The following is a 26,150-nucleotide window of genomic DNA, read 5'->3' as shown; positions in this document are numbered from 1 at the left end:
GGGACCGCAGCGGCGAAGATGGAGACATGGGATTCCATGTGGACTCCGAGGCCGGGCGGCTGCGCCGCGTCATCCTGCACCGTCCCGACCTGGAGCTGAAGCGGCTGACGCCCTCCAACAAGGACGCGCTCCTCTTCGACGACGTCCTGTGGGTGCGCCGCGCCCGTCAGGAGCACGACGGCTTCGCCGACGTGCTGCGCGACCGGGGCGTCGAGGTGCATCTCTTCGGGGATCTGCTGGCCGAGAGCATGGCCGTCCCGGCGGCGCGGGCGCTGGTGCTGGACCGCGTCTTCGACGAGAAGGAGTACGGCCCGCTGGCCACCGACCATCTGCGGGCGGCCTTCGATGAACTGGGCGGTGCCGAGCTGGCGGGGGCGCTGATCGGCGGCATGACCAAGCGGGAGTATCTGGAGGGGTATCCGGAGCCGGTCTCCATCCGCTTCCACACCATGGAGCCCGACGACTTCCTGGTCGACCCGCTCCCCAACCACCTCTTCACGCGGGACGCCTCCGCCTGGGTGTACGACGGGGTGTCCATCAACGCGATGCGCTGGCCCGCCCGCTGGCACGAGACGGTCCACTACGAGGCCGTCTACCGCCACCACCCGCTGTTCTCGGACGGCGGCTTCCACGTCTGGTCGGAGGGGCAGGCGGCCTATCCGTCGACGATCGAGGGCGGCGACGTCCTGGTGATCGGCAACGGCGCGGTGCTGATCGGAATGAGCGAGCGGACCACGCCGCAGGCGGTGGAGATGCTCGCGCGCGGGCTGTTCGCGGCCGGTTCCGCCCGGACGATCGTGGCGCTCGACATGCCCAAGGCCCGGGCGTTCATGCACCTGGACACCGTGATGACCATGGTCGACGGGGACACCTTCACGCAGTACGCGGGCCTGGGGATGCTCCGCTCGTACACCATCGAGCCGGGCGGCGCCGACCAGGAGCTCAAGGTCACCGACCATCCGCCGGAGCATATGCACCGGGCGATAGCGGCCGCGCTCGGGCTGGACGCCATCCGGGTGCTCACGGCCACGCAGGACGTGCACGCGGCGGAGCGCGAGCAGTGGGACGACGGCTGCAATGTGCTGGCCGTGGAGCCGGGGGTGGTCGTCGCCTACGAGCGGAACGCGACCACCAACACCCATCTGCGCAAGTGCGGGATCGAGGTCATCACGATCCCGGGCAGCGAGCTGGGGCGGGGGCGGGGCGGCCCGCGCTGCATGAGCTGCCCGGTCGAGCGCGACGCCGTCTAGGCCCGCACAGGGCCCAGGGACACGGCTACGTCACGTCTGCGATCGCAGGGCCGAACGGGCTTCCGTATATATGCGGTGTCTCGTATAGACTTCCATCGTTCTCCCCTCGCGATCGCACCCTAGGAGCCCGACATGGCGACAGATCTCACCGGCCGCCACTTCCTCAAGGAGCTGGACTTCACCGCCGAGGAGTTCCGCCACCTGGTCGCGCTGGCCGCCGAGCTGAAGGCGGCCAAGCGCGCGGGTGCCGAGGTTCGGCGGCTCACGGGCAGGAACATCGCGCTGATCTTCGAGAAGACCTCCACCCGCACCCGCTGTGCCTTCGAGGTCGCCGCCGCCGACCAGGGCGCCTCCACCACCTACCTGGACCCGTCCGGCTCCCAGATCGGCCACAAGGAGTCGGTGAAGGACACCGCGCGCGTACTGGGCCGGATGTACGACGGGATCGAGTACCGCGGCAGCGGGCAGGACGTCGTCGAGGAGCTCGCCGCACACGCCGGAGTGCCCGTCTACAACGGCCTCACCGACGAGTGGCACCCCACCCAGATGCTCGCCGACGTGCTCACCATGACCGAGCACAGCGACAAGCCGCTGGAGGAGATCCGCTTCGCCTACCTCGGCGACGCCCGCTACAACATGGGCAACTCCTACCTGATCACCGGCGCGCTGCTGGGCATGGACGTGCGGATCGTCGCCCCCCGGGGGCTGTGGCCCGACGAGGCGGTCGTGGAGCGGGCCCACGGGCTCGCGAAGGAGTCGGGCGCCCGCGTCACCCTCACCGAGGACATCGCCGAGGGCGTGGCCGGGGCGGACTTCGTCGCCACCGACGTCTGGGTGTCGATGGGGGAGCCGAAGGAGGTCTGGGACGAGCGCATCGCGCTGCTCGGCCCGTACGCGGTCACCATGGACGTGCTGCGCGCCACCGGCAACGACGGCGTGAAGTTCCTGCACTGCCTCCCGGCCTTCCACGACCTGGGCACCGCCGTCGGCCGCGAGATCCACGAGCGGCACGGGCTGACCTCGCTGGAGGTCACCGACGAGGTCTTCGAGTCCGCTCACTCCGTCGTCTTCGACGAGGCCGAGAACCGGATGCACACGATCAAGGCGGTGCTGGTGGCCACGCTCAGCGCGCCCCGGCCGGGAGTCTGAACCACATCGCCTTGCCCTCGGGGGTGGGGCGGCAGCCCGATTCCGCGCTGAGGGTCCGGAGCAGTTGGAGGCCACGGCCGCGCTCGGAGACCTCGCGCGGGTCGGGGCCGCCGGAGCCGTGCGGGCTGCCCGGTGCGTCGGGCTTGCCCTGTGTGCCAGGGCCGTCCTGTGGGCCGGGGCCGCTCTGTGGGCCGGGGTCGCGGAGGGCGCCCGGCGGGGTCGGGTCCCGGTCGTGCACCTCGACCTGCCACTCGCCGGTCGACGCCAGCCCCATCACCAGCTCTATGGGCTCGTCGCCGTCCGTGTGCTGCACCGCGTTGGCGACCAGCTCGGCCGCCAGCAGCTCCGCGGTGTGGCAGTCCACGGGCGCGCCGGTGTCCGCGAGGGTGTTGCGGACCAGCGCGCGGGCCAGCGGGACGGCCACCGGGGTGTGTGGCAGGGCGAAGCGCCAGGAGGCGATGGCGGAGGCGGGGTCGGGCACGGGCACGGCTCGGTCCAGTCGGTGTCGAGAACCTTGCGGTCTCGGGGCAGCGGTCTCGGGGCAAGCGGCGGGTGTCCTCCGTCCTTCGGTCCTGGGGGCGCCTCCCGCGGTGGCCGGGGGAGGTATGAAGCGGACGATAGCGCCGTAAGAGGCTATGGACCACTCTTGATGTGACTTATTACCACTCGCTTGTCAGGTCGCGGCCCTCGGGCGGTTCTCCCGCCCGTATTTGTCGCGTACTCGTGACGATAGTCACAGCCAAGTGATAACTTCGATGGGCAGGCACCAGCCGCCCGGCTGAAGGAGGCCCTGGCCCATGAGTCCGTTCACCGGCTCCGCGACCGGGACCGAGGAGTGGCGGCATCTGCGCCTGGCCCTCGACGCCGGCGTCGCGACCGTCACCCTCGCCCGCCCCGAGAAGCTCAACGCGCTCACCTTCGGCGCCTACGCCGACCTGCGTGACCTGCTCGCCGAGCTGGCCCGCGAGGGCTCCGTACGGGCCCTGGTGCTGGGCGGGGAGGGCCGTGGCTTCTGCTCGGGCGGCGACGTCGACGACATCATCGGCGCCACCCTCGCCATGGACACCCGCGAGCTGCTCGACTTCAACCGCATGACCGGGCAGGTCGTGCGCGCTCTGCGGGAGTGCCCCTTCCCCGTCGTGGCCGCGGTGCACGGGGCCGCGGCGGGCGCCGGCGCGGTGCTGGCCCTGGCCGCCGACTTCCGGGTCGCCGACCCGTCGGCGCGCTTCTCGTTCCTGTTCACCAAGGTCGGGCTGTCCGGCGGCGACATGGGCGCCGCGTATCTGCTGCCGCGCGTCGTGGGCCTCGGGCACGCCACCCGGCTGCTGATGCTCGGCGAGCCGGTGCGCGCCCCCGAGGCCGAGCGCATCGGCCTGATCAGCAAGCTCGTCGACGAGGGCCGGGCGGCGGCCGAGGCCGCGGCGCTGGCCCGCCGCCTCGCCGACGGGCCCGCGCTCGCCCTCGCGCAGACCAAGGCGCTGCTCACGGCGGAGCTGGACATGCCGCTGAGCGCGTCGATCGAGATGGACGCGGCCACGCAGGCGCTGCTGATGAACAGCGCCGACTACGCCGAGTTCCACGCCTCCTTCACCGCCCGGCGCCCGCCCGGCTGGCAGGGGCGATGACCCGGCCGACTCCGCCGCCCCGGCCGACCGGGGCCCCGCGGCGCGGTCGGCTGTCGCGGGGCCGCCCCCTGCGGATCGCCGTCGTCGGCGGCGGCCCCGGCGGCCTGTACGCGGCCGCGCTGCTGCGCCGCCTCACCCCAGGGCCCGAGGTCACGGGGCTTGAGGCCACCAGGCCCGAGGTCACCGTCTGGGAGCGCAACGCCCCCGACGACACCTTCGGCTTCGGCGTCGTCCTCTCCGACGAGACCCTCGGCGGCATCGAGCACGCCGATCCCGCCGTCCACGCCGCTCTGCGACAGGACTTCGTCCGCTGGGACGACATCGACGTCGTGCACCGCGGACGGACGCTGACCTCGGGCGGCCACGGCTTCGCCGCCCTCGGCCGGCGCCGCCTGCTGCGGATCCTGCACGAGCGCTGCCGCGCCCTGGGCGTCCGGCTCCGGTTCGGTACCCAGGCGCCGCCCGCCGCCGAACTGGCCCGCTCGTACGACCTGGTGATCGCCGCCGACGGGGTGCACAGCGCGACCCGCCAGGCCGCCGCCGACGTCTTCGGGACCCGGCTGACCACCCACCGCTGCCGCTATATCTGGCTCGCCGCCGACTTCGCCTTCGACGCGTTCCGCTTCGAGGTGGCCGAGACCGAACACGGCGTGCTGCAACTGCACGGCTACCCCTACGCACCGGGCGCCAGCACCGTCATCGTCGAGGCCCGCGAGGAGGTCTGGCGCCGGGCCGGCCTGGACCGCCTGGACGAGCGGGAGTCCACGCGGCGGTGCGCCGAGCTCTTCGCCGACGCCCTCGGGGGCCGCCCGCTGCGCGGCAACCGCTCCCAGTGGACCGCCTTCCGTACGGTCGTCAACGAGCGCTGGTGGCACGGGAACACGGTGCTGCTCGGCGACGCCGCGCACACCGCGCACTTCTCGATCGGCTCCGGCACCAAGCTCGCCATGGAGGACGCCGCGGCGCTCGCCGACCATCTCGCGACCCACCTCGCAGGCCATCTCCAAGGGCGCTCCTCGGTGCCCGAGGCGCTCGCGGCGTATGAGGCCGAGCGCCGCCCGGCCGTCGAGTCGACCCAGCGCGCGGCCCGGGCCAGCCTGGAGTGGTTCGAGAACCTGGCGCTGTACGTGGACCAGCCGCCCCGCCGGTTCGCCTTCAACCTCCTCACCCGCAGCCGCCGCGTCACCCACGACAATCTGCGGCTGCGCGACGCCGCCTTCGTGACGGCGGTCGAGCGCGAGGCCGCGCTGCCCCCGGCCACCCCGCCGATGTTCACCCCCTTCCGGCTGCGCGGTCTGACGCTGCGCAACCGCGTGGTCGTCTCGCCCATGGACATGTACTCGGCCCAGGACGGCACGCCCGGCGACTTCCACCTCGTACACCTGGGCGCACGGGCGCTGGGCGGCGCGGGCCTGGTGATGACCGAGATGGTGTGCGTGAGCCCCGAGGGCCGCATCACCCCCGGCTGTACGGGCCTGTACACCGACGCTCACGAATCCGCCTGGCGCCGCGTCGTCGACTTCGCGCACTCCGCGTCCCCGGGCACGGCCCTCGGTGTCCAGCTCGGCCACAGCGGCCGCAAGGGCTCCACCCGGCTGATGTGGGAGGGCATGGACGACCCTCTCCCCGGTGGCAACTGGCCGCTGGCCGCCCCCTCCCCGCTGCCCTACCGCCCCGGCGTCAGCCAGGTCCCCCAGGCCCTGGACACCGCCGGGCTCGCCGAGGTCCGCGAGCGGTTCACGGCCGCCGCGCGGCGCGCCGCCCGGGCCGGCTTCGACCTCCTCGAACTCCACTGCGCGCACGGCTATCTGCTCTCCAGCTTTCTGTCCCCGCTCACCAACCACCGCACCGACGCCTACGGCGGCACCCTCGCGGCCCGGCTGCGCTATCCGCTCGAAGTCTTCGACGCCGTACGGGAGGTGTGGCCGGCCGACTCCCCGATGACGGTCCGCATCTCCGCGACCGACTGGGCCGAGGGCGGCACGACCGCCGACGACGCGGTCGCCGTCGCGGCCGCCTTCGCCGCCCATGGTGCGGACGCCGTGGACGTCTCCACCGGCCAGGTCGTCCCCGACGAGCGCCCCGACTTCGGCCGCTCCTACCAGACCCCGTACGCCGACCGGATCCGCAACGAACTCGGCGTCCCCGTCATCGCGGTCGGGGCCATCTCCTCCTGGGACGATGTGAACTCAGCTCTGCTGGCGGGCCGCGCCGACCTGTGCGCCCTCGGCCGCCCCCATCTCTACGACCCGCACTGGACCCTGCACGCCGCCGCCGAACAGGGCTACTCCGGCCCCGGCGCGCCCTGGCCGCTCCCGTACCGCGCGGGCAGCCGCAGGCCCCCGACGGGCCGGGCCGATGGGCGATGATGAGCGGCATGACCATACGCAGAAGGGCCGAGCTGTTCGTCCCCGAGGAGCAGGACCGCCGCCTCGACGCCCGGACGACCGGTGACGAGCGGGGCATCCTGGTCGACTGCCTGGCCAAGCAGCGGGCGACCCTGGAGCTGAAGTGTGCGGGCGTGGACGAGGAGTTGGCCCGGCGCTCGGTGGAGCCCTCCACACTCTCGCTGCTCGGCCTGGTCCGGCATCTCGCCGATGTGGAGCGCCGCTGGTTCCGGCGGGTGCTGGCCGGGCAGGACGTGCCGCTCCTCTTCTCCACCGAGGCCGAGCCCGACCGGGACTTCGACGGCGCGGTGCCCGATCCCGCGGTCGTCGCCGAGGCGTGGCAGGCCTGGCGCGCGGAGGTGGCGTTCGCCGAGCGCTTCGTCGCCGAGGCACCTGACCTGGACATTACGCGCGACGACGGGTGGCTCGGGGCGGTTTCGCTGCGCTGGGTCCTCATCCACATGATCGAGGAGTACGCCCGGCACAACGGCCATGCCGACCTGCTGCGGGAGCGGATCGACGGCGCGATCGGCGTGTGACGCCCGGCGTCGGACGCCGGACGTCAGGCGCCAGGTGTCAGGCGCGCGTGGCCGACAGCACCTCCCGTACGTACGCGGCGCCCGCGTCGTACAGCCGGTCGTGCAGCGCCGCGAAGACCTCCGCCGCCCGGACGCCGGGCCAGTCCCGCGGCAGCAGCGCGGGCGGCAACCCGGGGTCGGCGTAGGGGAGGACGCGCCAGGAGTCCAGGGCGAGGACGTAGTCGCGGTAGGCGTCCTGGTCCGGGGTGCCACCGCCCGCCCAGCGCTCCAGCGCCGGTTCCTGGGCGTCCAGGAAGGCGCGGTGCAGCTTCGCCAGTTGTTCCAGGTCCCACCAGCGGCGCACCGCCTGCTCCGTCGGCTCGAAGTCCGCGTGGGCGCCGCGGAAGAGGTCGACGTACGGGGAGAGTTCGAGGCGGGCCAGGGTGTGCCGGGTCTCGTCGTAGAGGTGGTCGGGGGCGATCCACACCCCGGGCGCGGCGGTGCCGAACCCGAGCCGGGCCAGCCGCGAGCGCAGCAGGTGGCGTTTGTGGCGCTCCTGTTCCGGAACGGAGAAGACGGCGAGCAGCCAGCCCCCCGGGCCGCCGCCCGGGCTCTCGCCCGTGCCATCGCCTGTGCCATCGCCTGTGCCGGGGCGGCCGTAGATGCGGCGGTCGCCGTGGTCGAGCAGTCGGCGCGCGTCCTGGGACAGCGCGTATCCGGCGGCCCCGGCGTCCGTGCGGTCGGCGACCAGCAGCCCGCGCCGTTTGAGGCGGGAGACGGCGGAGCGTACGGAGGGCGCGTCCACGCCCACCGCGCCCAGCAGCCGGATCAGCGCGGCGATGGGGACGGGCCCGGCGGGGCGGTCGGCGCCGCCGCGGCCGTAGGCGCCGTAGAAGGTGACGATCAAGGAGCGGGGCGTGTGCTGGCCGGTCACGCGCTCACTCTAAGGCGCCGCCCGCACCCCACTTACCGCCCTGCGCTGTCCCGTCCCGCAACAGATAGCGCTGGAGCTTGCCGGTGGGGGTGCGGGGCAGGGCGTCCAGGAAGACGAACTCGCGCGGGCACTTGTACGGGGCCAGCTCCGCGGCGACGAACTCCCGCAGCGCGGTGGCCCACGCGGCGGCAGCCGCATGTCGATCGCAGCCCTCCGTACGCGCGACGCCCGCCCGCAGCACCACATGCGCGACCACGACCGTGCCCCGCCGCTCGTCCGGCCGCCCGGTCACCGCGGCCTCCACCACGTCCGGGTGGCGCAGCAGCGCGTCCTCGACCTCGGGGCCCGCGATGTTGTACCCGGCCGAGATGATCATGTCGTCGGCGCGCGCCACATACCGGAAGTAGCCGTCCGGGTCGCGGATGTAGGTGTCTCCGGTGAGGTTCCAGCCGTCGCGTACGTACTCGCGCTGCCGCTCGTCCGCCAGATAGCGGCAGCCCGTCGGCCCGCGCACCGCCAGCAGCCCGGGCCGTCCGTCCGGGACCGGCCGCAGCCCGGCGTCCGTATCGAACTCCACCACCCGCGCCTCGAACCCCGGCACCGGGACCCCGGTCGTGCCCGGCCGGATCGCGTCGTCGGCGGCGGAGATGAAGATGTGCAGCAGTTCGGTCGCCCCGATGCCGTTGATGATCCGCAGCCCGGTCGCCCGGTGCCACGCGTGCCAGGTGCCGGCGGGCAGGTGCTCGCCGGCCGACACGCAGCGGCGCAGCGAGGAGATGTCGTACGGGCCGCCGTCCGGCGCTCCGCCGTCCAGCCGCGCCAGCATCGCCCGGTAGGCGGTCGGCGCGGTGAACAGCACGGAGATCCGGTGGCGCGCGATATCGGCCAGCAGCCGCTCCGGGCCGCCCCAGTCCGCCAGCAGCGCGGAGGCGCCCGCGCGCAGCGGGAAGACGACCAGGCCGCCGAGGCCGAAGGTGAAGCCCAGCGGAGGGCTGCCCGCGAACACGTCCTCGGGGCGCGGCCGCAGCACCTGCGCCGAGAAGGTGTCGGCGATGGCCAGCACATCGCGGTGGAAGTGCATACAGCCCTTGGGCCGCCCGGTCGTCCCCGAGGTGAAGGCGATCAGCGCCACGTCGTCGGCGGAGGTCGCCACCGCCTCGTACGACGCGGGTGCGGTGGCCGCGAGCCGCAGCAGGTCCGCGGGGCCGTCCCCGCCGTAGTACGTCGTCCGCAGCCCCGGCACCCCGGCCTTCGCCAGGTCGTCCGCGCACCGGATGTCGCACAGCGCGTGCCGGATCCGGGCCAGTTCGCAGATCGTCGCCAACTCCCGGGCCCGGTGGGCGGCCAGCACGGTCACGGCGACCGCCCCCGCCTTCATCACCGCCAGCCAGCAGGCGGCCAGCCACGGCGAGGTGGCGCCGCGCAGCAGCACCCGGTTGCCGGGCACCACGCCGAGCGTGCCGGTGAGGGTGTGCGCGATCCGGTCGACGTGGGCGCGCAGTTCGCCGTACGTCCACACCTCGCCCGTGGCGGCGCGCACCGCGATCCGGTCCGCGCCGTACCGCTCGACGGTGCGATCCAGCAGCTCGGCGCCGCAGTTGAGGCGGTCGGGGTAGGGCGGCCCGGGCAGGTCGAGGAGAAAGGCGGGCCACTGCCCGGAGGACGGCAGATGGTCCCGGGCGAAGGTGTCGATGTGCGCCGAAGGCCTGAGCTCCATCGAGGACGCGCCCCCTATGCCTGCCCCTGTGCCTGCACGTGCCTGCCTGAAGTCGCCTTGTCAGCGTAACGTGATGGTGACGACAGTCAACAGATCGCGATAACTGCTCCCACGGGAGGGTGGCCGGTGCCGTCGTTCGCACTCGATCCGAAGCAGCGGCGCTGGTGCGCCGAAGTGCGTTCCCTCGCCCGCGACCTGCTGCGCCCGCTCGCCGAGGGCGGCCCGCCCGGCCGGGTCAACCGGCCGCTGACCGCGGCCCTCGGCGAACTCGGCCTGCTGCGTCGGCTGTTCCCCGACGACGGGCCGGTGAGCGCCCTCGACCTGTGCCTGCTGCGCGAATCGCTCGCCCGGGAGTGCACGGAGGCCGAGACCGCGCTCGCCCTCCAGGGCCTGGGCGCCTACCCGATCGTGCTCTCCGGCAGCCCCGAGCAGTACGCGCGCTGGATGCCCGAGGTCCGGGCGGGCCGCGCGGTCGCCGCCTTCGCGCTCAGCGAGCCGCAGGCCGGCTCCGACGCCGCCGCGCTCGGCCTGCGGGCCGACCCCGACGGGGCCGGCGGCTGGCGGCTGGAGGGCGAAAAGTGCTGGATCTCCAACGCTCCGGAGGCCGACTTCACCGTCGTCTTCGCCCGCACCACCCAGGGCGCGGGCTCGCGCGGCATCACCGCCTTCCTCGTCCCCGCCGACCGGCCCGGGCTCACCGGTGAGCGGCTCGAGATGCTCAGCCCGCACCCCATCGGCAGCCTCGCCTTCGACGGCGTCCCGGTCACCCCCGAGGACGTCCTGGGCGTGCCCGACAAGGGATTCGGCGTCGCCATGCGCACCCTCAACCTGCTGCGGCCGAGCGTCGGCGCCTTCGCCGTCGGCATGGCCCAGGCCGCGCTCGACGCGTCCGTGGCCCACGCCGGGGAGCGCACCGCCTTCGGCGGGCCGTTGAAGGACCTTCAGGCCGTCTCCCACCAGCTCGCCGAGATGGCCACCCGCACCGAGGCCGCCCGCCTCCTGGTCTACGCGGCCGCCACCGCGTACGACGAGGGCGCGCCGGGCATCGCGGGGAGCTCGGCGATGGCCAAGCTCCTGGCCACCGAGACCGCCCAGTACGTCGTGGACGCCGCCGTACAGATCCACGGCGCGCGGGCGCTGCGCCGCGGCCACCTCCTGGAACACCTGTACCGCGAGGTCCGCGCGCCCCGGATCTACGAGGGCGCGACCGAGGTCCAGCGCGGCATCATCGCGAAGGAGCTGTACCGATGACTGAGCTGCCCGAGCCCCAGCCGCCCCTGCGGCGTACCAACCCGCCCGAGCTCTCCCCGCCCACCGGCTTCAGCCACGCCGTCACGGCCACCGGCGGACGCCTGGTCTTCCTGGCCGGCCAGACCGCGCTGGACGGCGCGGGCGCGGTCGTCGGTGCCACGCTCCCGGCCCAGTTCCGGCGCGCCCTGGCCAACCTCCTCACCGCCCTGGCCGCGGTCGGCGGCACCCCCGCGGACCTGGCCCGGCTCACCGTGCACACCACCGACGTCGCGGCCTACCGCGCGTCCGCCCCCGAACTCGGGCGCGTCTGGCGGGAGCTGGCGGGCCGCGACTACCCCGCGATGGCGGTCATCGGCGTCGTCCGGCTGTGGGACGAGGCGGCGCTGGTCGAGCTGGACGGCATCGCGGCGCTGCCGTAGCGCTTGCCGCCTGCGGCTGAATTGGGGGTTTGCGCCCCTGGTGTTTTTCCCGGACGGGAGCAGCGGCTCAAGGAGAACGTCAAGGGTTCTGCAAGCGGCCGGTGCCAGACTTCCGTGTCCAGGGACTTCTCCAAAGAGGAGGAAGTGGCATGGAAACTCGTACGGTCGCCCAACTGGATCAGGACATCACCTCTCTGTGGGAGGAGGTGAAGAGTGCTCTGAAACTGGACGAGCGCACGCCGGAGGAACTGCGGTTCCTGATTCACGAGCACTCCGTCTTCTCCCGCGAGAACCCGAAATTCCTGAGCACGGCGGAGAAATCTGCGAGTGCCGTGCCGGCGCTGTCGGAGGAGCTGAAGCGGAACTACCTGGAGGAGAGCGGCGGCAGCGACCAGCCGAATCACTTCGACATCTACTCCGAGGGGCTGCGCCGGTCGTTCGACTTCCGCGTCGACGAGCACGTCCCGTCCGAGGTCACCGTCCGCTTCGTGGACGACGTGCTGACGCTGGCCGGTTCCGGTGACGAGAGCGTGGCCTGCGGGGCGTTCTACGCCACCGAGGCGGCGGCGATCGCCGAGCTGGAACTCGTACGGGACATCGTCGAACAGTACGGAAATCGGCGCGGCACCCCGGTGGACACCACCGTAGTGGAATTCTTCGACCTGCACCTGAACGGCGTCGAGCAGGAACACCGGGACGGTATCGCCGCCTTCATCCACCGGGCGGACGAATACGGGCTCGACCGGGCCGGTATCCAGCGTGGATTCGACGGGGCGGTCCAGGCGATGCGGACCTGGTGGGGCGGGCTGGCCACCTCGCTCCGATGACCAGGATCGAGCTCGCTCTGGAGGGCATGAGCCGCTCGAAGCACAGTCTCACGCTGCTGTACCGATTCGACCGGGTCGTGTACACCTCCACTCTGTGGTATCCCACCGTGGATTTCGACCGGCTGGAATCGGTGTACGGAAAGGAACTGCTGGACAAAGTCCTTTTCCACATCTATGTGTTCCACGGGCAGAAGATCCAGAGTCTGAAGCCGACGCACCTGCTCCTGGGCGCCTACGGACGTCACTGGAACCCGCGCGTTGCCCGGCTGTGGGCCCGCAGCACCCAGGGCACGCTGGGGCAGTGGCGGTTCGAGAGCGGAAACCTCGACTATCCGGGTGCGCAGGTGGTGGCGGACGATGCCGGGCGGCAATCCGTTCCGCCCGCCGCGATCGTTCCGGGCACCACGGATCTGCTGATGGGGAACGGCGGTGGGAAGGACAGCCTCGTCATGGCGAAGCTGCTGGACCGCGGCGGCGTTCCGTTCGACACCTTCTCCATCAACTTCCACACCGACGCGGACCCGGTACGGCGCGTCGAGCACAATGAACGCTTTCTCCACCGGCTCGCGGCACCGCCGGCCGTCAATCATCCCCAGTACGTGGTGGAGACGTTCCTGAACTCGCCGAGCGCGCGACTGCACGGCATCCCGGGCCACAGCGTCTCCCAGATCCGCAATGACGAGGACACGCCCATGGCCCATGGGTTCTTCGACGCCCTGCCCATCATGCTGGACGGCGGCTACACACAACTCGTGTTCGGGAACGAGCGGAGCGCCGACAGCGCGAACCTCGTCGTCGACGGGGAGAGCGTCAATCACGCGTGGAGCAAGACCGTCGAGTGCGAGAGCCTCTTCACGGAATACATCCGCGAGGAGCTGGTGGCGAACTTCTCCGCCTACAGCCTGCTGAAGCCGTGTTCCGACGTCTTCATCTACCGGGCCCTGGCCGAGTTGGCCGGGCCGGGGGACATCGCCTCTGTGCACTCGTGCAACATCGACCCGCCGTGGTGCAGATCATGCCCCAAGTGCGCCTATGTATGGCTCTCCTACCGCGCATATCTTCCCGGGAACCCGGAAGTGCGCGAGGTGTTCGGCGACGAGTCGCCGTTCACGCGGCCACAGCTGCGCCGGTTCTACCGGCAACTGCTGGGCCTTGAAGGGCACAAGCCCTTCGAATGCGTGGGGGAGATCGATGAGACCCGGCTGGCGTTCGAACTGTGCGTCAGAGCGGGGGAGTCCCATGGAGCGGTCGAGGACTACGTCCGTGGCTGCCGTCTGACACCGGGCGAATTCGCGGATCTCTGGTCGAGATACAACAGTCTGGATTGGAGCTACCGCGCTATTCCCCGGGGTCTGGCGGACATACTGCGGGAACAGGAGAAGAGGATGGCAGAGAATCCAGTGTCCGACCACAGGGCGGTGCGGGCATGACGGATTCCAGATATCAGGAGCGGAACCCGGTCACCGGCGCCGAGTACGACGCCCTGGGGATTCCCCGCTACACGGGATTTCCCACCCTCCTGCGGGTCCCCCGCGTGGAGAGCCTCGACGGGCTCGACGTGGCGCTCATCGGCGTTCCGTACGACGGCGGCGTGACCAACCGGCCGGGCGCGCGGCACGGTCCCCGCGAGGTCCGGAACCAGTCCAGCCTGATCAAGCCCGTCCACCACGTCACCCGGCTGAACCCGCACGAGCGGCTGCGCCTCGGCGATGTCGGGGACGTGCTGCTGGAGCACGCCTTCGAACTGCCGGAGGCGCTGGAGGACATCCGGCGCTACTACCGGACGGTCCACGAGGCCGGCGTGCGCCCGCTGACCGTCGGCGGCGACCATTCGATCACCTACCCGATACTCGGGGTGCTCGGCGCCGACGAACCCGTGGGAATGGTGCACATCGACGCCCACGCCGACACCTGGGACGACCTGATGGGCTGCCGGTTCCACCACGGCGCCCCGTTCCGCCGGGCGGTCGAGGACGGCCTGCTGGACCCCCGGCGCTGTGTGCAGATCGGGATCCGCGGATCGCAGTACTCGATGGAGGCCATCGGCTTCTCGCTGGACCACGGAATGCGCGTGGTGACCATGGAGGAACTCACCGGCCTGGGCGTGGACGGCGTCGTCGCGGAGGCCCGTCGCGTGGTCGGAGACGGCCCGGTCTACGTCACGTTCGACATCGACGCCCTGGATCCCGTCTACGCCCCGGGCACCGGGACGCCGGAGGTCGGCGGGCTGACCACCCGGGAGGCCCAGCAGCTGCTGCGCGGCCTGAGCGGAATCGACGTCATCGGCGGCGATGTCGTCGAGGTGGCGCCGCCGTGGGATTCCGCCGGGGTGACCGCACTGGCCGGCGCGACCCTGTTGTTCGAGATTCTCTGTCTGCTCGCGGACTCTCCGGGAGGCACCCGTGAAGAATGACCTGGAAGCCCAGCTCCTGGAACAGTACGACGTCCCCTCATCGGTGGCCTTCTACCGGTCCGTGCTCAGCGACGGCGGGTACGACATCCACTACGGGGTCTTCCAGGACGGTACGGAGTCCCTGCCCGAGGCCGCGCGCAAGAGCATCGACCTGCTTGCCGACCTGGCGCACTGGGCGCGCCCGCTGACCGCGGACACTCAGGTGATGGATCTGGGTGCGGGCTTCGGCGGGGCGACGCACCGCCTGGTCGAGCGCTACGGCTGCCAGGCGCAGTGCTTCAACCTCAGCGAGGCGCAGAACGAGGTGAACCTGCGGCGGGCGGGCGAACTGGGCATCGCCGACCGCGTGGCGGTGACCGCCGGCAACTTCGAGAAGGGACTGCCCGCGGAGTGGTCCGGCCGGTTCGACGTGGTCTGGAGCCAGGACGTCTTCTGCCACGTCCTGGACCGCGAAGCGCTCTTCAAGGAGATACGCCGGTGCCTGCGGCCCGGCGGCGTGCTGGCCTTCTCCGACGTGATGCGCGCCGACCACGCCACCGCCGAACAGGCGAGGAGCTTCAGCGAACGCAACGCGGTGGGGGAGCTGGCCTCGCCGCGGGACTACCGGCGGCTGGTGGACGGCGCCGGTCTGAACCTGCTGGCCTCCTGGGATCTCAGCCACCACCTGATCCCGTTCTTCGAGCGGATGCTGCGGCAGATCGACGACAAGTTCGACGAGCTGCGGGCCGAGGGCGTCGCCGAAGGGATGCTGCGGGACTGGCGCGGCTCCGTCGCCGACCGCATCACCGCGCAGCGGGACATGTCCATCGCCTGGGGCGTCTTCATCGCCCAGGACCTCTGACCGCCGGGGCGTCCCGTGGATGTCGTCACCGCAGTGCTGACCCGGCGCAGCCACCGGCTGCTCACGGTCCCGGCACCGAGCGAGGAGGAGTTCCTTTACCTCCTGCGCGTGGCCGCGACCTCCCCCGACCACGGCCATCTGCGCCCTTGGAGGTGGATCACCATTCGCGGCGCCGCGCGCCGCAGACTCGGCGAGTCCTTCGCGGGCGAGTTGCCCGGCCGGCAGCGTGAGCGGTCGGTGCAGAAGGCTCTGCGGGCTCCGCTGCTCGCCACGCTGGTCTTCTGTCCCAGAACCGGGCACCGCGTCCCGCGGTGGGAGCAGCTCGCGGCCACCAGCGCGATGACGCAGACCCTGATCCTGCTCCTGCATTCGCGTGGCTTCGGCAGCATCTGGCGGACCGGGCAGGCGGTGCAGAACCCGGCGGTCCGTACCATGCTCGGGCTGTCCGCGACGGAGGAGCTGCTGGGCTGGCTCTACGTGGGCACGCCGCAGGTCCAGCAGCAGGAACGCCGAGGACTCGCCGACATCCAGGAACGGCTGACCACGCTGTCGGCCGTCGCAGAACGGGAGAGGAACTCGATCACCGCATGAGTCATGCGACCGGACACCGCGTCACCGCGGCGAGGTGAGCGTCGCGCGGCGGGGCCGGCCCTGAGCGAGCGGGTGCGCTCGCTCAGGGCCGCCACCGCGGCGATGTTCATCCTGAACGGATTCGTCTTCACCGGCTGGGTGACCCGCATCCCCGCCGTCAAACAACAGGTCGGCGCCACCCCCGGCCAGCTCGGTCTCGCTCTGCTCGCGGTGCCCGTCGGGGCGGTCGGCACGATGGCCTTCACCGAGCGGCTGTGCCGCCGCGAGGGCAGCCGCCGGGTCGCCCTCGGCGGTGCGGTGCTGCTGTCCGGGACGGTGGTGCTGCCGGCCTGCGCCCGCACCCCGCTGTCGCTCGGCCTGGCCCTGCTGCTGTTCGGGGTCGCCTGCGGCGCGCTGGACGTCGGGATGAACGCCACGGCCGTCGACGTCGCGACCCTGGTGGGCCGGCCGATCCTGCCGCGGTTCCACGCCGCCTACAGCGTCGGCTGTCTGCTGGGGTCCGGCCTGGGCGGGCTGCTGGCCGCGCGGCTGTCTCCCGTCCTCCACCTGCTGCTGCTCGGTCTGATCGGACTGGCCGTGGCCGGGTGGGCGGGCCGGCATCTGATCCCGCGCGCGGGACCCGGCCTGCCGCCCGCACCGGCGCCGGACGGACGGCGCCGGCGCGGGCGCCACCCGCGCCGGATGGACCGGCGGCTCCTCGTGTTCGGTCTGATCGCCCTGTGCGTGGCGTACGGGGAGGGGGCCCTCGCCGACTGGGGAGCACTGCACTTCACCCAGAGTCTGGGAACCGGACCCGCCCTCGCCGCCGTCGCGTTCACGCCCTTCGCCCTCGCGACGTTCCTCGTCCGGCTCGGCGGTACCCGGCTGATCGAGCGCCTGGGCGTGACCCGGGTTCTCGTGTGCGGCGGGCTGACCGCCGCGGCCGGGATGCTGCTCGGTGCGCTGGCCCCGAACCCGTGGCTGGCGCTGGTGGGGTTCACCGTGACGGGCGGCGGGCTGGCGACGTCCTTCCCCATCGCGATGGCGCGGGCCGGAGCTCTGGCCGGACCCACCGGCATCGCGGTCGCCTCCACCCTCGGCTATCTCGGCCTGCTCGCGGGGCCGCCCGCCATCGGCTTCCTCACCGAGCTGGTCGGGCTGCCGGTGGCGCTTCTGACGATCAGCGTGCTGGCCGCCGTCTCCTCCCTGCTGGCGCTGACCGCGCGCAGGGGTCAGCGGGACCAGCACGCCGACAGCGAGGGTTCGTGACGGAGGATCTCCTGGTGGATCCGGCGCAGTGGGGGGCTGACGTCCGCCCCGAGCTCCTCGGCCATACGGGTACGGGTGCGGTGGAAGAGGCGGAGCGCGTCGGCCTGGCGGCCGCCACGGTACTGGGCACGCATCAGCTCGTACACCAGCCGCTCGCGCGTGGGGTGGCAGTCCGCCTCCCGCTCCAGCTCCGGAAGGATCTCCTGGCTGCGGCCCAGCGCGAACGCCGCCGCGGCCCGGCCCTCGACGGCGGTCAGCCGCAGCTGCTCCAGCCAGGCCGCCTCCCGGGCGGCGAACGCGTAGCCGGTCAAGTCCTCGAACGGCGGCGCGGTCCACAGCCGCAGCGCGTCGGTCAGCCGCGTGAACGCCGCGCCGTGGTCGCCGCCGCGGTGTGCGCTCAGCCCGCTGTTGACGACGTGCCCGAACCTGAGGATGTCCACGTGCCGGGGGTCCGACCGCAGCACGTATCCGGGAAACCGGTAGGTCACATCGATCGTCGCTCCACCCCGCAGCGGCTGCCCGGAGAGGAGCTTGCGTAAGCGCGATATGTAGGACTGGAGAGTCGGCACCGCGTGGTCCGGCGGACCGGTGTGCCAGATGTTCTCGATGATGGACCCGGTCGGGATCACCTTTCCCTGATTGACCAACAGGAGCGCCAGGACGGCCCGCTGACGCGGCGGCCCGGGAGGCTTCGGAAGGCCCTTCAAGAGCCGCACGGTCATTCTGCCGAATACGGAAACGGCCACCGAAGCGCTGGAGGCGCTGTCGTTCTGCTGGTGGATGTCCTGTGGCTGCTTATTCCGACCCGCCGCGCGAGTCCATACGTCATCGCTCTTCATCACATTCCCTTGGTGTTCGTATTGTCGTGCCGTTACGGCGTACGAAGACGGGAGATGGGCGTGTACCAGCACTTTCGCCGATGACGGCGGTGCACGGGGGCACGGGGTGCACGCGGGGTGCCGACTCGGATCGAAGAAGGCGCCGGTTCCCGCGGCCTACCCAGGGTGCGGCGGCGTAACACGGGCAGCGCAGCTAATGAGCCAGTGAAACACCGGCGCGCGAGGCGCCATCGCCGCTGTTCAAGGGCGGGGCGACCGGAGAACGGCCACCACGGTCCGGGATTTCCCCCGAAGCCCCGCTCTCGCCCGCCCTGCTCGCGTGGCCATTTCATTTGAGATGGTGACGCGGGCAAGTCCACAGGACCCATGTCCCGCTCGGCTGTTTTCCGCGCGCGGTGGCCGGAATGGCATCCGGACACGGTGATTCTGGCCATCCGGGTGTCCCGCGCCGGCGGTTCCGGGCATCGCGCCCGGGCCCGTTTCCCGCGACAAGCCGCCCGAATACCGAATACCAAATGAAACGGGCGGCAAGCGGAGCGGAGCGTACCGCCGCGAGGGTGTCGGATCGCGGTCCCGCCGTCCTGGGCAGCGGAACCGGTGCGCCCGGCGGAGCCCCGCCGGGCAGGATGCGGTCATCGGGACCTGGCCGGGCCATGGCGGCGCGGCCCGGCCCGCGGGGCGCCGTCGGACTCCGGCGCGGGCCCCGGAAATGACGCGAACCCGGTCGTCCCTCGCGCCGCTCGTGCCGTGCGATTCGCCGAACGGTCATCTGCCGGACATCGAGATCCCCCTGGCCGGCGACGGTCAGTGGCCCCCGCCGAGCGCCCGGACGCTGACCCGGTCGATCGCCCGCCGCACCCAGTCCAACTCGTCCCCGCAGCTGGGCTCCTCGGGAAGCCGGCGGCGCAGTTCGGCCCACACGCGGGCTTCGGACCACTCGGTGAAGCGCCGGAAGGCGGTGACGCCCGAGGGGCCGAACACGGGCGGCAGTTGGTTCCAGGTGCAGCCCGACGTGGTGACGAACACGATCGCGGCCAGCACCTCCCGGTCACCGTGCCGACGGCGCCCGCCGCCCTGGGGACGCACGGGAGCGGGTGGCACCACGCGCTGGAACAGTGCCCACAGCCTGTCCGGCACCAACCGTTCGACAAGATCGCTCGCCACAGGGGCAGCATGCCCGCTGGAGCGGACCACAGTCCCGCGGGTGCCGCCGCACTCCTCCCTGGCCGGCATTACTGCTGGTCCAGCGGGGTGCGGCGGCATTCCCCGGTCAGATGTCGCGGAAGATCTCGATCTGTGCGCCGATCGAGTTCAGCCGCTCCGCCAGGTCCTCGTAACCACGGTTGATCACGTATACGTTGCGCAGCACCGACGTCCCCGGCGCCGCCATCATCGCCAGCAGCACCACCACCGCGGGGCGCAGCGCCGGCGGGCACATCATCTCGGCCGCCCGCCACCGGGTCGGGCCCTCGACCAGCACCCGGTGCGGGTCGAGGAGCTTGACGTGGGCGCCGAGCCGGTTCAACTCGGTCAGGTAGATGGCCCGGTTGTCGTAGACCCAGTCGTGGATCAGCGTGGAGCCCTGCGCGGACGCGGCGATGGCCGCGAAGAAGGGCACGTTGTCGATGTTGACGCCGGGGAACGGCATCGGGTGGATCTTGTCGATGGGGGCCTGGAGCTTGGAGGGCCGCACGGTCAGGTCGATCAGCCGCGTACGGCCGTTGTCCGCCGCGTACTCGGCGCTGCGCTCGTGGTCCAGGCCCATCTCCTCCAGTACGGCCAGCTCGATCTCCAGGAACTCCACCGGCACCCGTCGGATCGTCAGCTCCGACTCCGTCACCACCGCGGCGGCCAGCAGGCTCATCGCCTCGACCGGGTCCTCGGACGGGGCGAAGTCCACGTCCCGGTCGATGTGGGCGAGGCCGTGCACGGTGAGTGTGGTGGTCCCTATTCCTTCGACCTTGACCCCCAACTCCTCCAGGAAGAAGCACAGATCCTGGACCATGTAGTTGGGGGAGGCGTTGCGGATCACGGTGACGCCGTCGTGCCGGGCCGCGGCCAGCAGCGCGTTCTCGGTGACCGTGTCGCCGCGCTCGGTCAGCACGATCGCGCGGGTGGGGGCCACCTCGCGGTCCACCCGCGCGTGGTACATCCCGTCCGTGGCGGTCACTTCGAGCCCGAAGGGGCGCAGCGCCGTCATGTGCGGCTGCACGGTGCGGGTGCCGAGGTCGCAGCCGCCCGCGTAGGGGATCTTGAACTGCCGCATGCGGTGCAGCAGCGGGCCGAGGAACATGATGACGCTGCGGGTCCGGCGGGCGGCCTCGGTGTCCATGGAGTCCAGGTCCAGTTCGGCGGGCGGCACGATCTCCAGATCGGCCCCGTCGTTGATCCAGCGGGTGCGGACGCCGATGCTGCCCAGCACCTCCAGGATGCGGTAGACCTCCTCGATCCGGGCGACCCTCCTCAGGGTCGTACGGCCCGAGTTGAGCAGCGTGGCGCACAGCAGCGCGACGCACGCGTTCTTGCTCGTCTTGACGTCGATGGCGCCCGAGAGGCGACGGCCGCCGACGACCCGCAGATGCATCGGCCCCGCGTATCCGAGCGAGACGATCTCGCTGTCGAGGGCCTCGCCGATCCTGGCAATCATCTCAAGACTGATGTTCTGGTTGCCTCGTTCAATGCGATTGACCGCGCTCTGGCTGGTGCCGAGCGCCTCCGCGAGCTGCGCTTGGGTCCAGCCACGATGCTGACGTGCGTCGCGGATGAGCTTACCGATACGGGAGAGGTAGTCGTCAGTCATACGGCAGAGGTTATCTCAGATATGAGATGTGGGCGCGACGGGAGTGGCGATCGGGTGAGGGGTGAGGCACCCGACCTCGGGCCGGGGCATTGTTCTACTAGTATGCGAACAACTAATATGTGCGCGACCATACGGCAGCTCACAGGAGGTAGCCGTGCAGCACTCCCCGCGCCGCACCCTGGTGGTCGCGCTCCCCTTCGTTCTCGCCTGCGCCGCGGTCATCACGACCTACGCGGCCCTGCGCGACCGGCTCCCGGACCCGCTCGCCACCCACTTCCCGGCGAGCGGGAAGGCCGACGGATTCTCCAGCGCGACCTCGTTCGTCTGGGTGGCCATCGCCGTTCTCGCGGTCCAGGGGGCGGTCTTCGCCGTCCTCGCCCACCGCTCGGGCCGGGGCCTCGGCTCGCTGCGCCTGATGGTCGCGCTCGCGTACGGGGAGTCGGTGCTGCTGGGCTACGCGTTCCCGGCCACGCTCTTCGCCAATGCCGACGTCCCCGATGCCGCCGACGTCCGCCTCCCCATGTGGCAGCTGGCCGTGGCCCTGGCCTGCGCGCTGCCCGCCGCGGCGGTGGGCTGGCTGCTGGCCGGGGCGGACGCCCCGCCCGGCGACCGCGCCGCCGACCGGTCCGGCGGCCCGCACCGCCTGCCGCTCGGCGAGGGCGAGGTCGCCAGCTGGACGCACACCGTCACCTCACGCGTGCTGCTCGCCGTGGGGTCGGCCCTCGCGGGTGTGGGCGCGGTGCTGGCCTTTACTGTGAGCCCCGAGGGCGGGCTGCCGATGGCCGTCATGGGGGTGATCGCCGTGTTGCTGTCCGGCTGCCGGGTGACCGTCGACCGGCGCGGCCTGACCGTCTCCCCGCCCGTCGTCCGGCTGCCCCGCCTGCGGGTGCCGCTCGGTCGCATCGAGGAGGCCACCAGCCGTGAGGTGGACGCGTACGGCGACTTCGGCGGCTGGGGCTACCGGATCAGGGCGGGGCGCAGCGGCCTGGTGCTGCGCTCCGGGGACGCGCTGTGTCTGCGGCTGAGTACCGGCAAGGAGTTCGTGGTGACAGTGGACGACGCCCGCACCGCCGCGGCGCTGCTCAACACGCTCGTCCACCGGGCGGACCGCGGCGCGGGCCGCCCGGCGGACGCGAGCTGACATGCTGTTCACGGTCGACCCCGGCTCCCCGGTCCCGCTCGGCGACCAGATCGCCGCCTCCGTACGCCGCGCGATCGCCGACGGCACGGTCCACCCCGGCGAACGCCTCCCCGCCGCCCGCGCCCTCGCCGACTCCCTCGGCGTCAATGTGCACACCGTCCTGCGCGGCTACCAACGGCTCCGCGAAGAGGGCCTGATCGAACTGCGCCGCGGCCGCGGCGCCGTGGTCACCGGTGCCCCCACCTCCGCCGGCCGCGCCCGCCTCGTCGAGGGCGTCCACGGCCTGGTCACCCAGGCCCGCGCGATCGGGCTCTCCGACGACGAGCTCATGGCCCTGGTACGGAACGGCCTCGCGGGCGGCTGAAAGCTGGCCGGGCAACAGCGCTCCGGCGCCCTTGACGAGATCGCGAGGAACGACCGCGAGATCCGGGACGTACCAGTTGTTACTGCCGGGCAGGTCCAGGTCTCCCGAGTTTGCTCGGCAGCCGAGCCTGCGCATAGCCGGCCCGATTTGCTCGCGGATCAGGTCCACGGCGTTTTCGTGATCCCAACCCGTGGACCTCGGCGAGGAGAGCTCGATGGCTCCCTCGATGATCTGCGCCCGGCCTCCCTGGACGCCCAGGCGTATCGCAACGCCTCACGACCTGGGGCGTTTCCCCCCGGCGATCACTCGTACCGGTGACCGCCCGTCCCCACCCCCGCCACCATCCCGGTCACCAGCTCCGCGAAGTCCGCCGCCGGGTCCTCCAGGGCCGTCCCGTGGAGGAGCTCGATGCGGTGCACCAGGCGCGGTGAGACCAGGGGGACCGCGACGACGCCGGGGGCGCCGGCGGTGGCGGAGTGGGGGAGCAGGGTCAGACCGTGGCCCGCGGCGGCCAGGGTGAGGAGCGCCCGTACGTCGGTGCCCTCGTACCGCAGGGCGGCGCGGAAGCCGTTGGTGCCGCTCACGGCGCGCAGTAGGCGTAGGGGGACGGCGGTGTCGGGCGCGTCCAGCCAGCGCCAGCGGGCGTCGGCGAGGTCGGTCAGCCGCAGACCGAGGCGGCGGGCCAGCGGGTGGCCGAGGGGGAGGGGCACGACGAGCGAGCCCTCGGTGACGGCGATCGTGGACAGCGGGCCGACGTCGGGCAGCGGCAGGGGGGCGCCGGGCGCCGCCAGGCCGTCGGTCAGGCCGAGGTCGAGCTGCCCGGTGGCCACGGCCGCGGGGATCTCGTCGCGGCCCAGGAGCCGTACGGCCGTCCGTACGTCCGGGTGGGCCAGGCGCACCTCGGCGAGCGCCGCGGCGACCCAGGGCGTCATGGCCGACGGCGAGGCGCCGAGCGTCAGCCGGGCGGTGGCGGCACCGGCGAGGCGCTCGACGTCCGCGCGGGCCGTGTCCAGCCGGTGCAGCAGCGGGCCCGCGTGTTCCAGCAGCCGCGCGCCCGCCGCGGTCGGCGCCACCGGACGCCGGGTCAGCAAGGGAGTCCGCAGGTCGGCTTCGAGCGTGGCGATGTGCTGGGACACGGCTGACTGCGGGAACCCCAGATCGCGGGCGGCCTCCGAGAAGGACGCGCGGCGGGCCACGGACACGAAGGTGCGGAGCAGGTGCGGATCCATCGCCTCAGTATTCCGGCTCGGGCGGCACCCGATGGCCCGGTCTCCGGGCGCCTGACGCTCAGGGAGCGTCACCTGCGCGAGCGTTCGAATCCGGGGTGTCCGGCGACAGGCCGACCAGCCGCGCGTACCAGGCGGAGGAGGCCACCAGCCGGCCGATCGCGAGCCCCGCCACCACGATCAGGAACACCGCGACGAGCCAGGACAGCAGCGTGAAGACGGGGCCGAGGGGGCCGTAGTCGGCGAGGCTGCGGTCCACGGCCCGGGGCATGAGCAGACGGGAGGCGTAGCCGAGCGCGACGCTGCCGGTGCCCGCGAGCACCGCGCCGGGCAGCAGAAGCAGCCACCCGACCCGGCCGCCCAGCAGCAGGTGCTGGGTCCACCACCACAGCAGGACGGCCGACAGCAGGGACAGGACGAGTCCCGAGACGATCCCGGTGCCGAAGCCCCTGCGCAGCGGCGCCTGGACGAACAGCACCGCCAGCCAGACCAGCACCCACAGCAGCCAGCGCCACGCCGCCACGCGGATCCGCGTCCTGGGCAGGTTCCAGCACCGCTCGCAGACCGCCTGGAGGGCCCGGCTGAAGGCCGTCGCCGACAGCAGTGCCACGACCACGCCCACGGCGCCCGAGGAGTTCTTCGTCGTGCCGGACGCGGCGAGCGCCCGGCGTAGCTCTTCCAGCGCCCTGCCGCGCACGCCGACCACCGAGCGGACGGAGTCCGCCAGCAGGCCCTTCCACCCCTCCGGGGCGAAGGCCGCCACCGCCATCAGCAGCGGCAAGGCCGTCAGGAACGCCTGTGCGGCCAGCCGGAAGGCGGCCTCCACGGTGTTCACCGCCAAGAGCTGTTCGGCCAGCCTGGCGACCAGCCCGGTGACGGGCGGGATGCGCGTCGCGGCCAGGACACTCCGTGCTCTGCCGAACCGGGGTGGCCGGTGTTCGTCTCCGCCGGAACTCACCGCCTGCCTCCTGCGTTCCAGGCTGCCACCTCGGACGGTCGCAAGAACGCACCGCTGTCGCCGCCGCCGCTGCGGCCACCGATAAGGAGTGCTCGTGACGCCCGTTCGCCGCCGCCGCGAGGATGCCGAGCAGCACCAGGACGAGGACGACGAGGCCCAGCACGAGCGCCACGGACGCCGGGGTGGGGTGGTTCCACAGGACGAGGGCGAACGCGCCGCCGGTGATGACGACGCCGGAGGTCCAGCCGCGGTGGGCGGCCAGCCGGCGGCCCGTGCCGCCGGTGCGCAGGCCGGTGCGGGCCAGGGCCCGGCCGGTGGCGCCCGTGGCGCGGGCGGCCGCGGAGCGCACGCCGCGGGCACCGCGCCCGGGGCCGTACAGATAGCCGGACAGCACGGTGATCACCGCGATGACCAGGATCGTGCGGGTGGACTCGCGCAGGAAGCGTACGAAGGTGTCGTAGATGGTGGCGGCGGCGTCCTCGGGCAGCGTGGTGGGCGGGACGGAGTCCAGATAGACCCGGCGCAGGACGGCGAGGCCGACGAGCAGCACCAGCATCATCACCGCGACGCCGATGCCCACGCCCATCAGCGCCACCCGGTGCGCGGGGGCCGTCCAGACGGCGAGGGCGGCGAGCGCGATCGCCGTGACCGGCAGCCAGATGCCGAGCACGTCGAGCAGCCGCATCGCGTTCTGCGCCTTGTCGAGCTTGTCGGTCCGCAGCAGCGGGACCGTCCGTTCCACGGTGGGGATGTGCGCGGCCTTCTCGTAGCCCGCGTCGACCAGTCTGCGTTTGACGTTGTCGATCAGGGTGCCGATGTCCAGGACGATGGTGTCCCCCCTGGCCTGGACGGCGCTCGGCCCCTCACCGGTGAGGACCTTCACCACGGCGGCGTGCGCCCGGCGGTTTGCGGCGGTCCACACCTGGGCGAACTGGTCGCTGCGCACCACCTTGGCCACCACGTCGTGGACGGCCGTGGTGAGGGCGGTCTCCAGCGGCCCGGTCAGCAGCCGCGCGCTGTCGGCCACCCGGGGCGGGGCGCCGACCCGGTCGAGGGCCTTGGAGAGCGAGGCGGTGAGGCCGGCGACGTCGACGTTGTCGACGACGCGCTTGGTGAGCCGGTCGGTCACCGCGTTCTGTACGGCGGGCTCGGAGGCCAGCGGCGCCACGGTCCGGACGTACCGGTCGGTGTCGGAGACCTCCTCGTGCGTCCAGGTGGCGACCACGGCGAGCGGCGCGAGCAGCACGGCCAGCACCAGCAGCACCGACGCTCCCGCGTACCGCAGCCGGCGGTGGCGGACGGCGACGGCCTTGCGCAGCCGCTCGTACTCCTGGCGCTCGGTGGCGCTCAGCGGAGGTTCGGCGGGAGGCTCGGAAGGTGGTTCGGAGGAGGGAGTGCCCGAGGAGTCCATGCGGTCCTCCTTCGCATGATCCTCATGGTGCGCGGAGGCGCGAGTGATCGCCACGCGAGGTGCGTAGGGCCCCCGTGCGGCGGTCCATGTATTAGGGTTATCTTGACATCGAGATATCCGCCGGAAGGCGCACCGCGGCCGTCGCACTGGTAAGGCCTACCTAAGTAAGCCTGACCTTACCTGATGGACGAGAGCATGTGACGGCAGGATTGCGGTAGTACGCGCGAGATCATGCATGAAG

Annotated in this window: 24 protein-coding genes and 1 pseudogene; 17 read left to right on the top strand and 8 right to left on the bottom strand. The window is 72.2% G+C overall.

From position 1 onward, the window contains the following. Nucleotides 1-26 precede the first annotated feature (26 nt). Nucleotides 27-1,250, top strand: a complete 1,224-nt coding sequence (locus ACWY4P_RS14525) for an arginine deiminase (RefSeq protein ID WP_456210966.1) — start codon at nucleotides 27-29, stop codon at nucleotides 1,248-1,250. Between the two features lie 132 nt (nucleotides 1,251-1,382). Next, on the top strand, nucleotides 1,383-2,399 hold the full coding sequence (argF, locus tag ACWY4P_RS14520; protein WP_456210965.1) for an ornithine carbamoyltransferase: 1,017 nt from the start codon (nucleotides 1,383-1,385) through the stop codon (nucleotides 2,397-2,399). On the opposite strand, the gene ACWY4P_RS14515 is transcribed toward argF, so the two are convergent. Beyond that, the gene (locus ACWY4P_RS14515; RefSeq protein WP_456210964.1) at nucleotides 2,374-2,886 is read right to left on the bottom strand and encodes an ATP-binding protein; all 513 of its coding nucleotides are present in this window, start codon (nucleotides 2,884-2,886) and stop codon (nucleotides 2,374-2,376) included. The two genes, argF and ACWY4P_RS14515, sit on opposite strands and share 26 nt — an antisense overlap. Before the next feature lie 310 nt (nucleotides 2,887-3,196). Between ACWY4P_RS14515 and ACWY4P_RS14510 the strand changes: the two genes are divergently transcribed. From ACWY4P_RS14510 to ACWY4P_RS14500, 3 genes are read left to right on the top strand one after another with little or no spacing between them, the layout of a single operon-like run. After that, nucleotides 3,197-4,024 (top strand): enoyl-CoA hydratase family protein, encoded by an 828-nt coding sequence (locus tag ACWY4P_RS14510; protein WP_456210963.1) that lies wholly within the window; start codon nucleotides 3,197-3,199, stop codon nucleotides 4,022-4,024. Further along, complete coding sequence (locus ACWY4P_RS14505) at nucleotides 4,021-6,393, top strand: bifunctional salicylyl-CoA 5-hydroxylase/oxidoreductase (protein ID WP_456210962.1); 2,373 nt, start codon at nucleotides 4,021-4,023, stop codon at nucleotides 6,391-6,393. The genes ACWY4P_RS14510 and ACWY4P_RS14505 overlap by 4 nt, the downstream gene beginning before the upstream one ends. A gap of 8 nt (nucleotides 6,394-6,401) precedes the next feature. Beyond that, nucleotides 6,402-6,950: a DinB family protein gene (locus tag ACWY4P_RS14500; RefSeq protein ID WP_456210961.1), complete on the top strand. Its 549-nt coding sequence runs from the start codon at nucleotides 6,402-6,404 to the stop codon at nucleotides 6,948-6,950. A 37-nt stretch (nucleotides 6,951-6,987) separates the two neighbouring features. Here ACWY4P_RS14500 and ACWY4P_RS14495 read toward each other — a convergent pair whose 3' ends face one another. Both ACWY4P_RS14495 and ACWY4P_RS14490 read right to left on the bottom strand, forming a co-directional pair. Continuing rightward, on the bottom strand, nucleotides 6,988-7,863 hold the full coding sequence (locus ACWY4P_RS14495) for a PaaX family transcriptional regulator (RefSeq protein WP_456210960.1): 876 nt from the start codon (nucleotides 7,861-7,863) through the stop codon (nucleotides 6,988-6,990). Nucleotides 7,864-7,867: 4 nt separating this feature from the next. Beyond that, entirely contained in the window at nucleotides 7,868-9,580 is a 1,713-nt protein-coding gene (locus tag ACWY4P_RS14490) for an AMP-binding protein (protein ID WP_456210959.1), read from the bottom strand. Between the two features lie 126 nt (nucleotides 9,581-9,706). Here ACWY4P_RS14490 and ACWY4P_RS14485 point away from each other — a divergent pair, with 126 nt between their 5' ends. From ACWY4P_RS14485 to ACWY4P_RS14450, 8 genes are all read left to right on the top strand, one after another. Next, nucleotides 9,707-10,831, top strand: a complete 1,125-nt coding sequence (locus tag ACWY4P_RS14485) for an acyl-CoA dehydrogenase family protein (RefSeq protein WP_456210958.1) — start codon at nucleotides 9,707-9,709, stop codon at nucleotides 10,829-10,831. After that, nucleotides 10,828-11,250: a RidA family protein gene (locus ACWY4P_RS14480; protein ID WP_456210957.1), complete on the top strand. Its 423-nt coding sequence runs from the start codon at nucleotides 10,828-10,830 to the stop codon at nucleotides 11,248-11,250. Before ACWY4P_RS14485 ends, ACWY4P_RS14480 begins: the two co-directional genes overlap by 4 nt. Nucleotides 11,251-11,399: 149 nt before the next feature. After that, nucleotides 11,400-12,077 carry a DUF3865 domain-containing protein gene (locus ACWY4P_RS14475; protein WP_456210956.1) on the top strand — a complete coding sequence of 226 codons (678 nt, stop codon included), beginning with the start codon at nucleotides 11,400-11,402 and terminating at the stop codon, nucleotides 12,075-12,077. Further along, on the top strand, nucleotides 12,074-13,507 hold the full coding sequence (locus tag ACWY4P_RS14470; RefSeq protein ID WP_456210955.1) for a hypothetical protein: 1,434 nt from the start codon (nucleotides 12,074-12,076) through the stop codon (nucleotides 13,505-13,507). Before ACWY4P_RS14475 ends, ACWY4P_RS14470 begins: the two co-directional genes overlap by 4 nt. Next, on the top strand, nucleotides 13,504-14,490 hold the full coding sequence (speB, locus tag ACWY4P_RS14465) for an agmatinase (protein ID WP_456210954.1): 987 nt from the start codon (nucleotides 13,504-13,506) through the stop codon (nucleotides 14,488-14,490). The genes ACWY4P_RS14470 and speB overlap by 4 nt, the downstream gene beginning before the upstream one ends. Continuing rightward, nucleotides 14,480-15,331: an SAM-dependent methyltransferase gene (locus tag ACWY4P_RS14460; protein ID WP_456210953.1), complete on the top strand. Its 852-nt coding sequence runs from the start codon at nucleotides 14,480-14,482 to the stop codon at nucleotides 15,329-15,331. Before speB ends, ACWY4P_RS14460 begins: the two co-directional genes overlap by 11 nt. Before the next feature lie 15 nt (nucleotides 15,332-15,346). Continuing rightward, the gene (locus ACWY4P_RS14455) at nucleotides 15,347-15,922 is read left to right on the top strand and encodes a nitroreductase family protein (RefSeq protein WP_456210952.1); all 576 of its coding nucleotides are present in this window, start codon (nucleotides 15,347-15,349) and stop codon (nucleotides 15,920-15,922) included. 3 nt (nucleotides 15,923-15,925) lie between these two features. After that, nucleotides 15,926-17,170, top strand: a complete 1,245-nt coding sequence (locus ACWY4P_RS14450) for an MFS transporter (RefSeq protein ID WP_456210951.1) — start codon at nucleotides 15,926-15,928, stop codon at nucleotides 17,168-17,170. Here ACWY4P_RS14450 and ACWY4P_RS14445 read toward each other — a convergent pair. From ACWY4P_RS14445 to ACWY4P_RS14435, 3 genes and pseudogenes are all read right to left on the bottom strand, one after another. Further along, nucleotides 17,134-17,799 (bottom strand): AfsR/SARP family transcriptional regulator, encoded by a 666-nt coding sequence (locus tag ACWY4P_RS14445; protein WP_456210950.1) that lies wholly within the window; start codon nucleotides 17,797-17,799, stop codon nucleotides 17,134-17,136. The two genes, ACWY4P_RS14450 and ACWY4P_RS14445, sit on opposite strands and share 37 nt — an antisense overlap. A gap of 1,023 nt (nucleotides 17,800-18,822) precedes the next feature. Continuing rightward, nucleotides 18,823-19,173 (bottom strand): annotated as a pseudogene (locus ACWY4P_RS14440) (transposase); the annotation flags it as partial. A 106-nt stretch (nucleotides 19,174-19,279) separates the two neighbouring features. Then, nucleotides 19,280-20,809, bottom strand: coding sequence for a UDP-N-acetylglucosamine 1-carboxyvinyltransferase (locus ACWY4P_RS14435; RefSeq protein ID WP_456210949.1), 1,530 nt, complete (start codon nucleotides 20,807-20,809; stop codon nucleotides 19,280-19,282). A gap of 154 nt (nucleotides 20,810-20,963) precedes the next feature. Between ACWY4P_RS14435 and ACWY4P_RS14430 the strand changes: the two genes are divergently transcribed. Continuing rightward, on the top strand, nucleotides 20,964-21,950 hold the full coding sequence (locus ACWY4P_RS14430) for a DUF1648 domain-containing protein (RefSeq protein ID WP_456210948.1): 987 nt from the start codon (nucleotides 20,964-20,966) through the stop codon (nucleotides 21,948-21,950). A gap of 1 nt (nucleotide 21,951) precedes the next feature. Next, nucleotides 21,952-22,314, top strand: a complete 363-nt coding sequence (locus ACWY4P_RS14425) for a GntR family transcriptional regulator (protein WP_456210947.1) — start codon at nucleotides 21,952-21,954, stop codon at nucleotides 22,312-22,314. A gap of 302 nt (nucleotides 22,315-22,616) precedes the next feature. On the opposite strand, the gene ACWY4P_RS14420 is transcribed toward ACWY4P_RS14425, so the two are convergent. Together ACWY4P_RS14420 and ACWY4P_RS14415 are read right to left on the bottom strand one after the other, a co-directional pair. Beyond that, nucleotides 22,617-23,543, bottom strand: a complete 927-nt coding sequence (locus ACWY4P_RS14420) for a LysR family transcriptional regulator (protein ID WP_456210946.1) — start codon at nucleotides 23,541-23,543, stop codon at nucleotides 22,617-22,619. Nucleotides 23,544-23,601: 58 nt separating this feature from the next. Continuing rightward, complete coding sequence (locus ACWY4P_RS14415) at nucleotides 23,602-24,498, bottom strand: YhjD/YihY/BrkB family envelope integrity protein (protein WP_456210945.1); 897 nt, start codon at nucleotides 24,496-24,498, stop codon at nucleotides 23,602-23,604. Nucleotides 24,499-25,070: 572 nt separating this feature from the next. Here ACWY4P_RS14415 and ACWY4P_RS14410 point away from each other — a divergent pair. After that, a complete protein-coding gene (locus ACWY4P_RS14410) occupies nucleotides 25,071-25,268 on the top strand; it encodes a hypothetical protein (protein WP_456210944.1) in 198 nt (65 codons plus the stop codon). A 45-nt stretch (nucleotides 25,269-25,313) separates the two neighbouring features. Continuing rightward, on the top strand, nucleotides 25,314-25,928 hold the full coding sequence (locus ACWY4P_RS14405) for a hypothetical protein (RefSeq protein ID WP_456210943.1): 615 nt from the start codon (nucleotides 25,314-25,316) through the stop codon (nucleotides 25,926-25,928). Nucleotides 25,929-26,150 lie beyond the last annotated feature (222 nt).

The sequence above is a fragment of the Streptomyces sp. LZ34 genome, from assembly GCF_053890475.1.
Note: the sequence above shows the minus strand (reverse complement) of the source record. Positions and strands in the feature narration are given on the sequence as shown.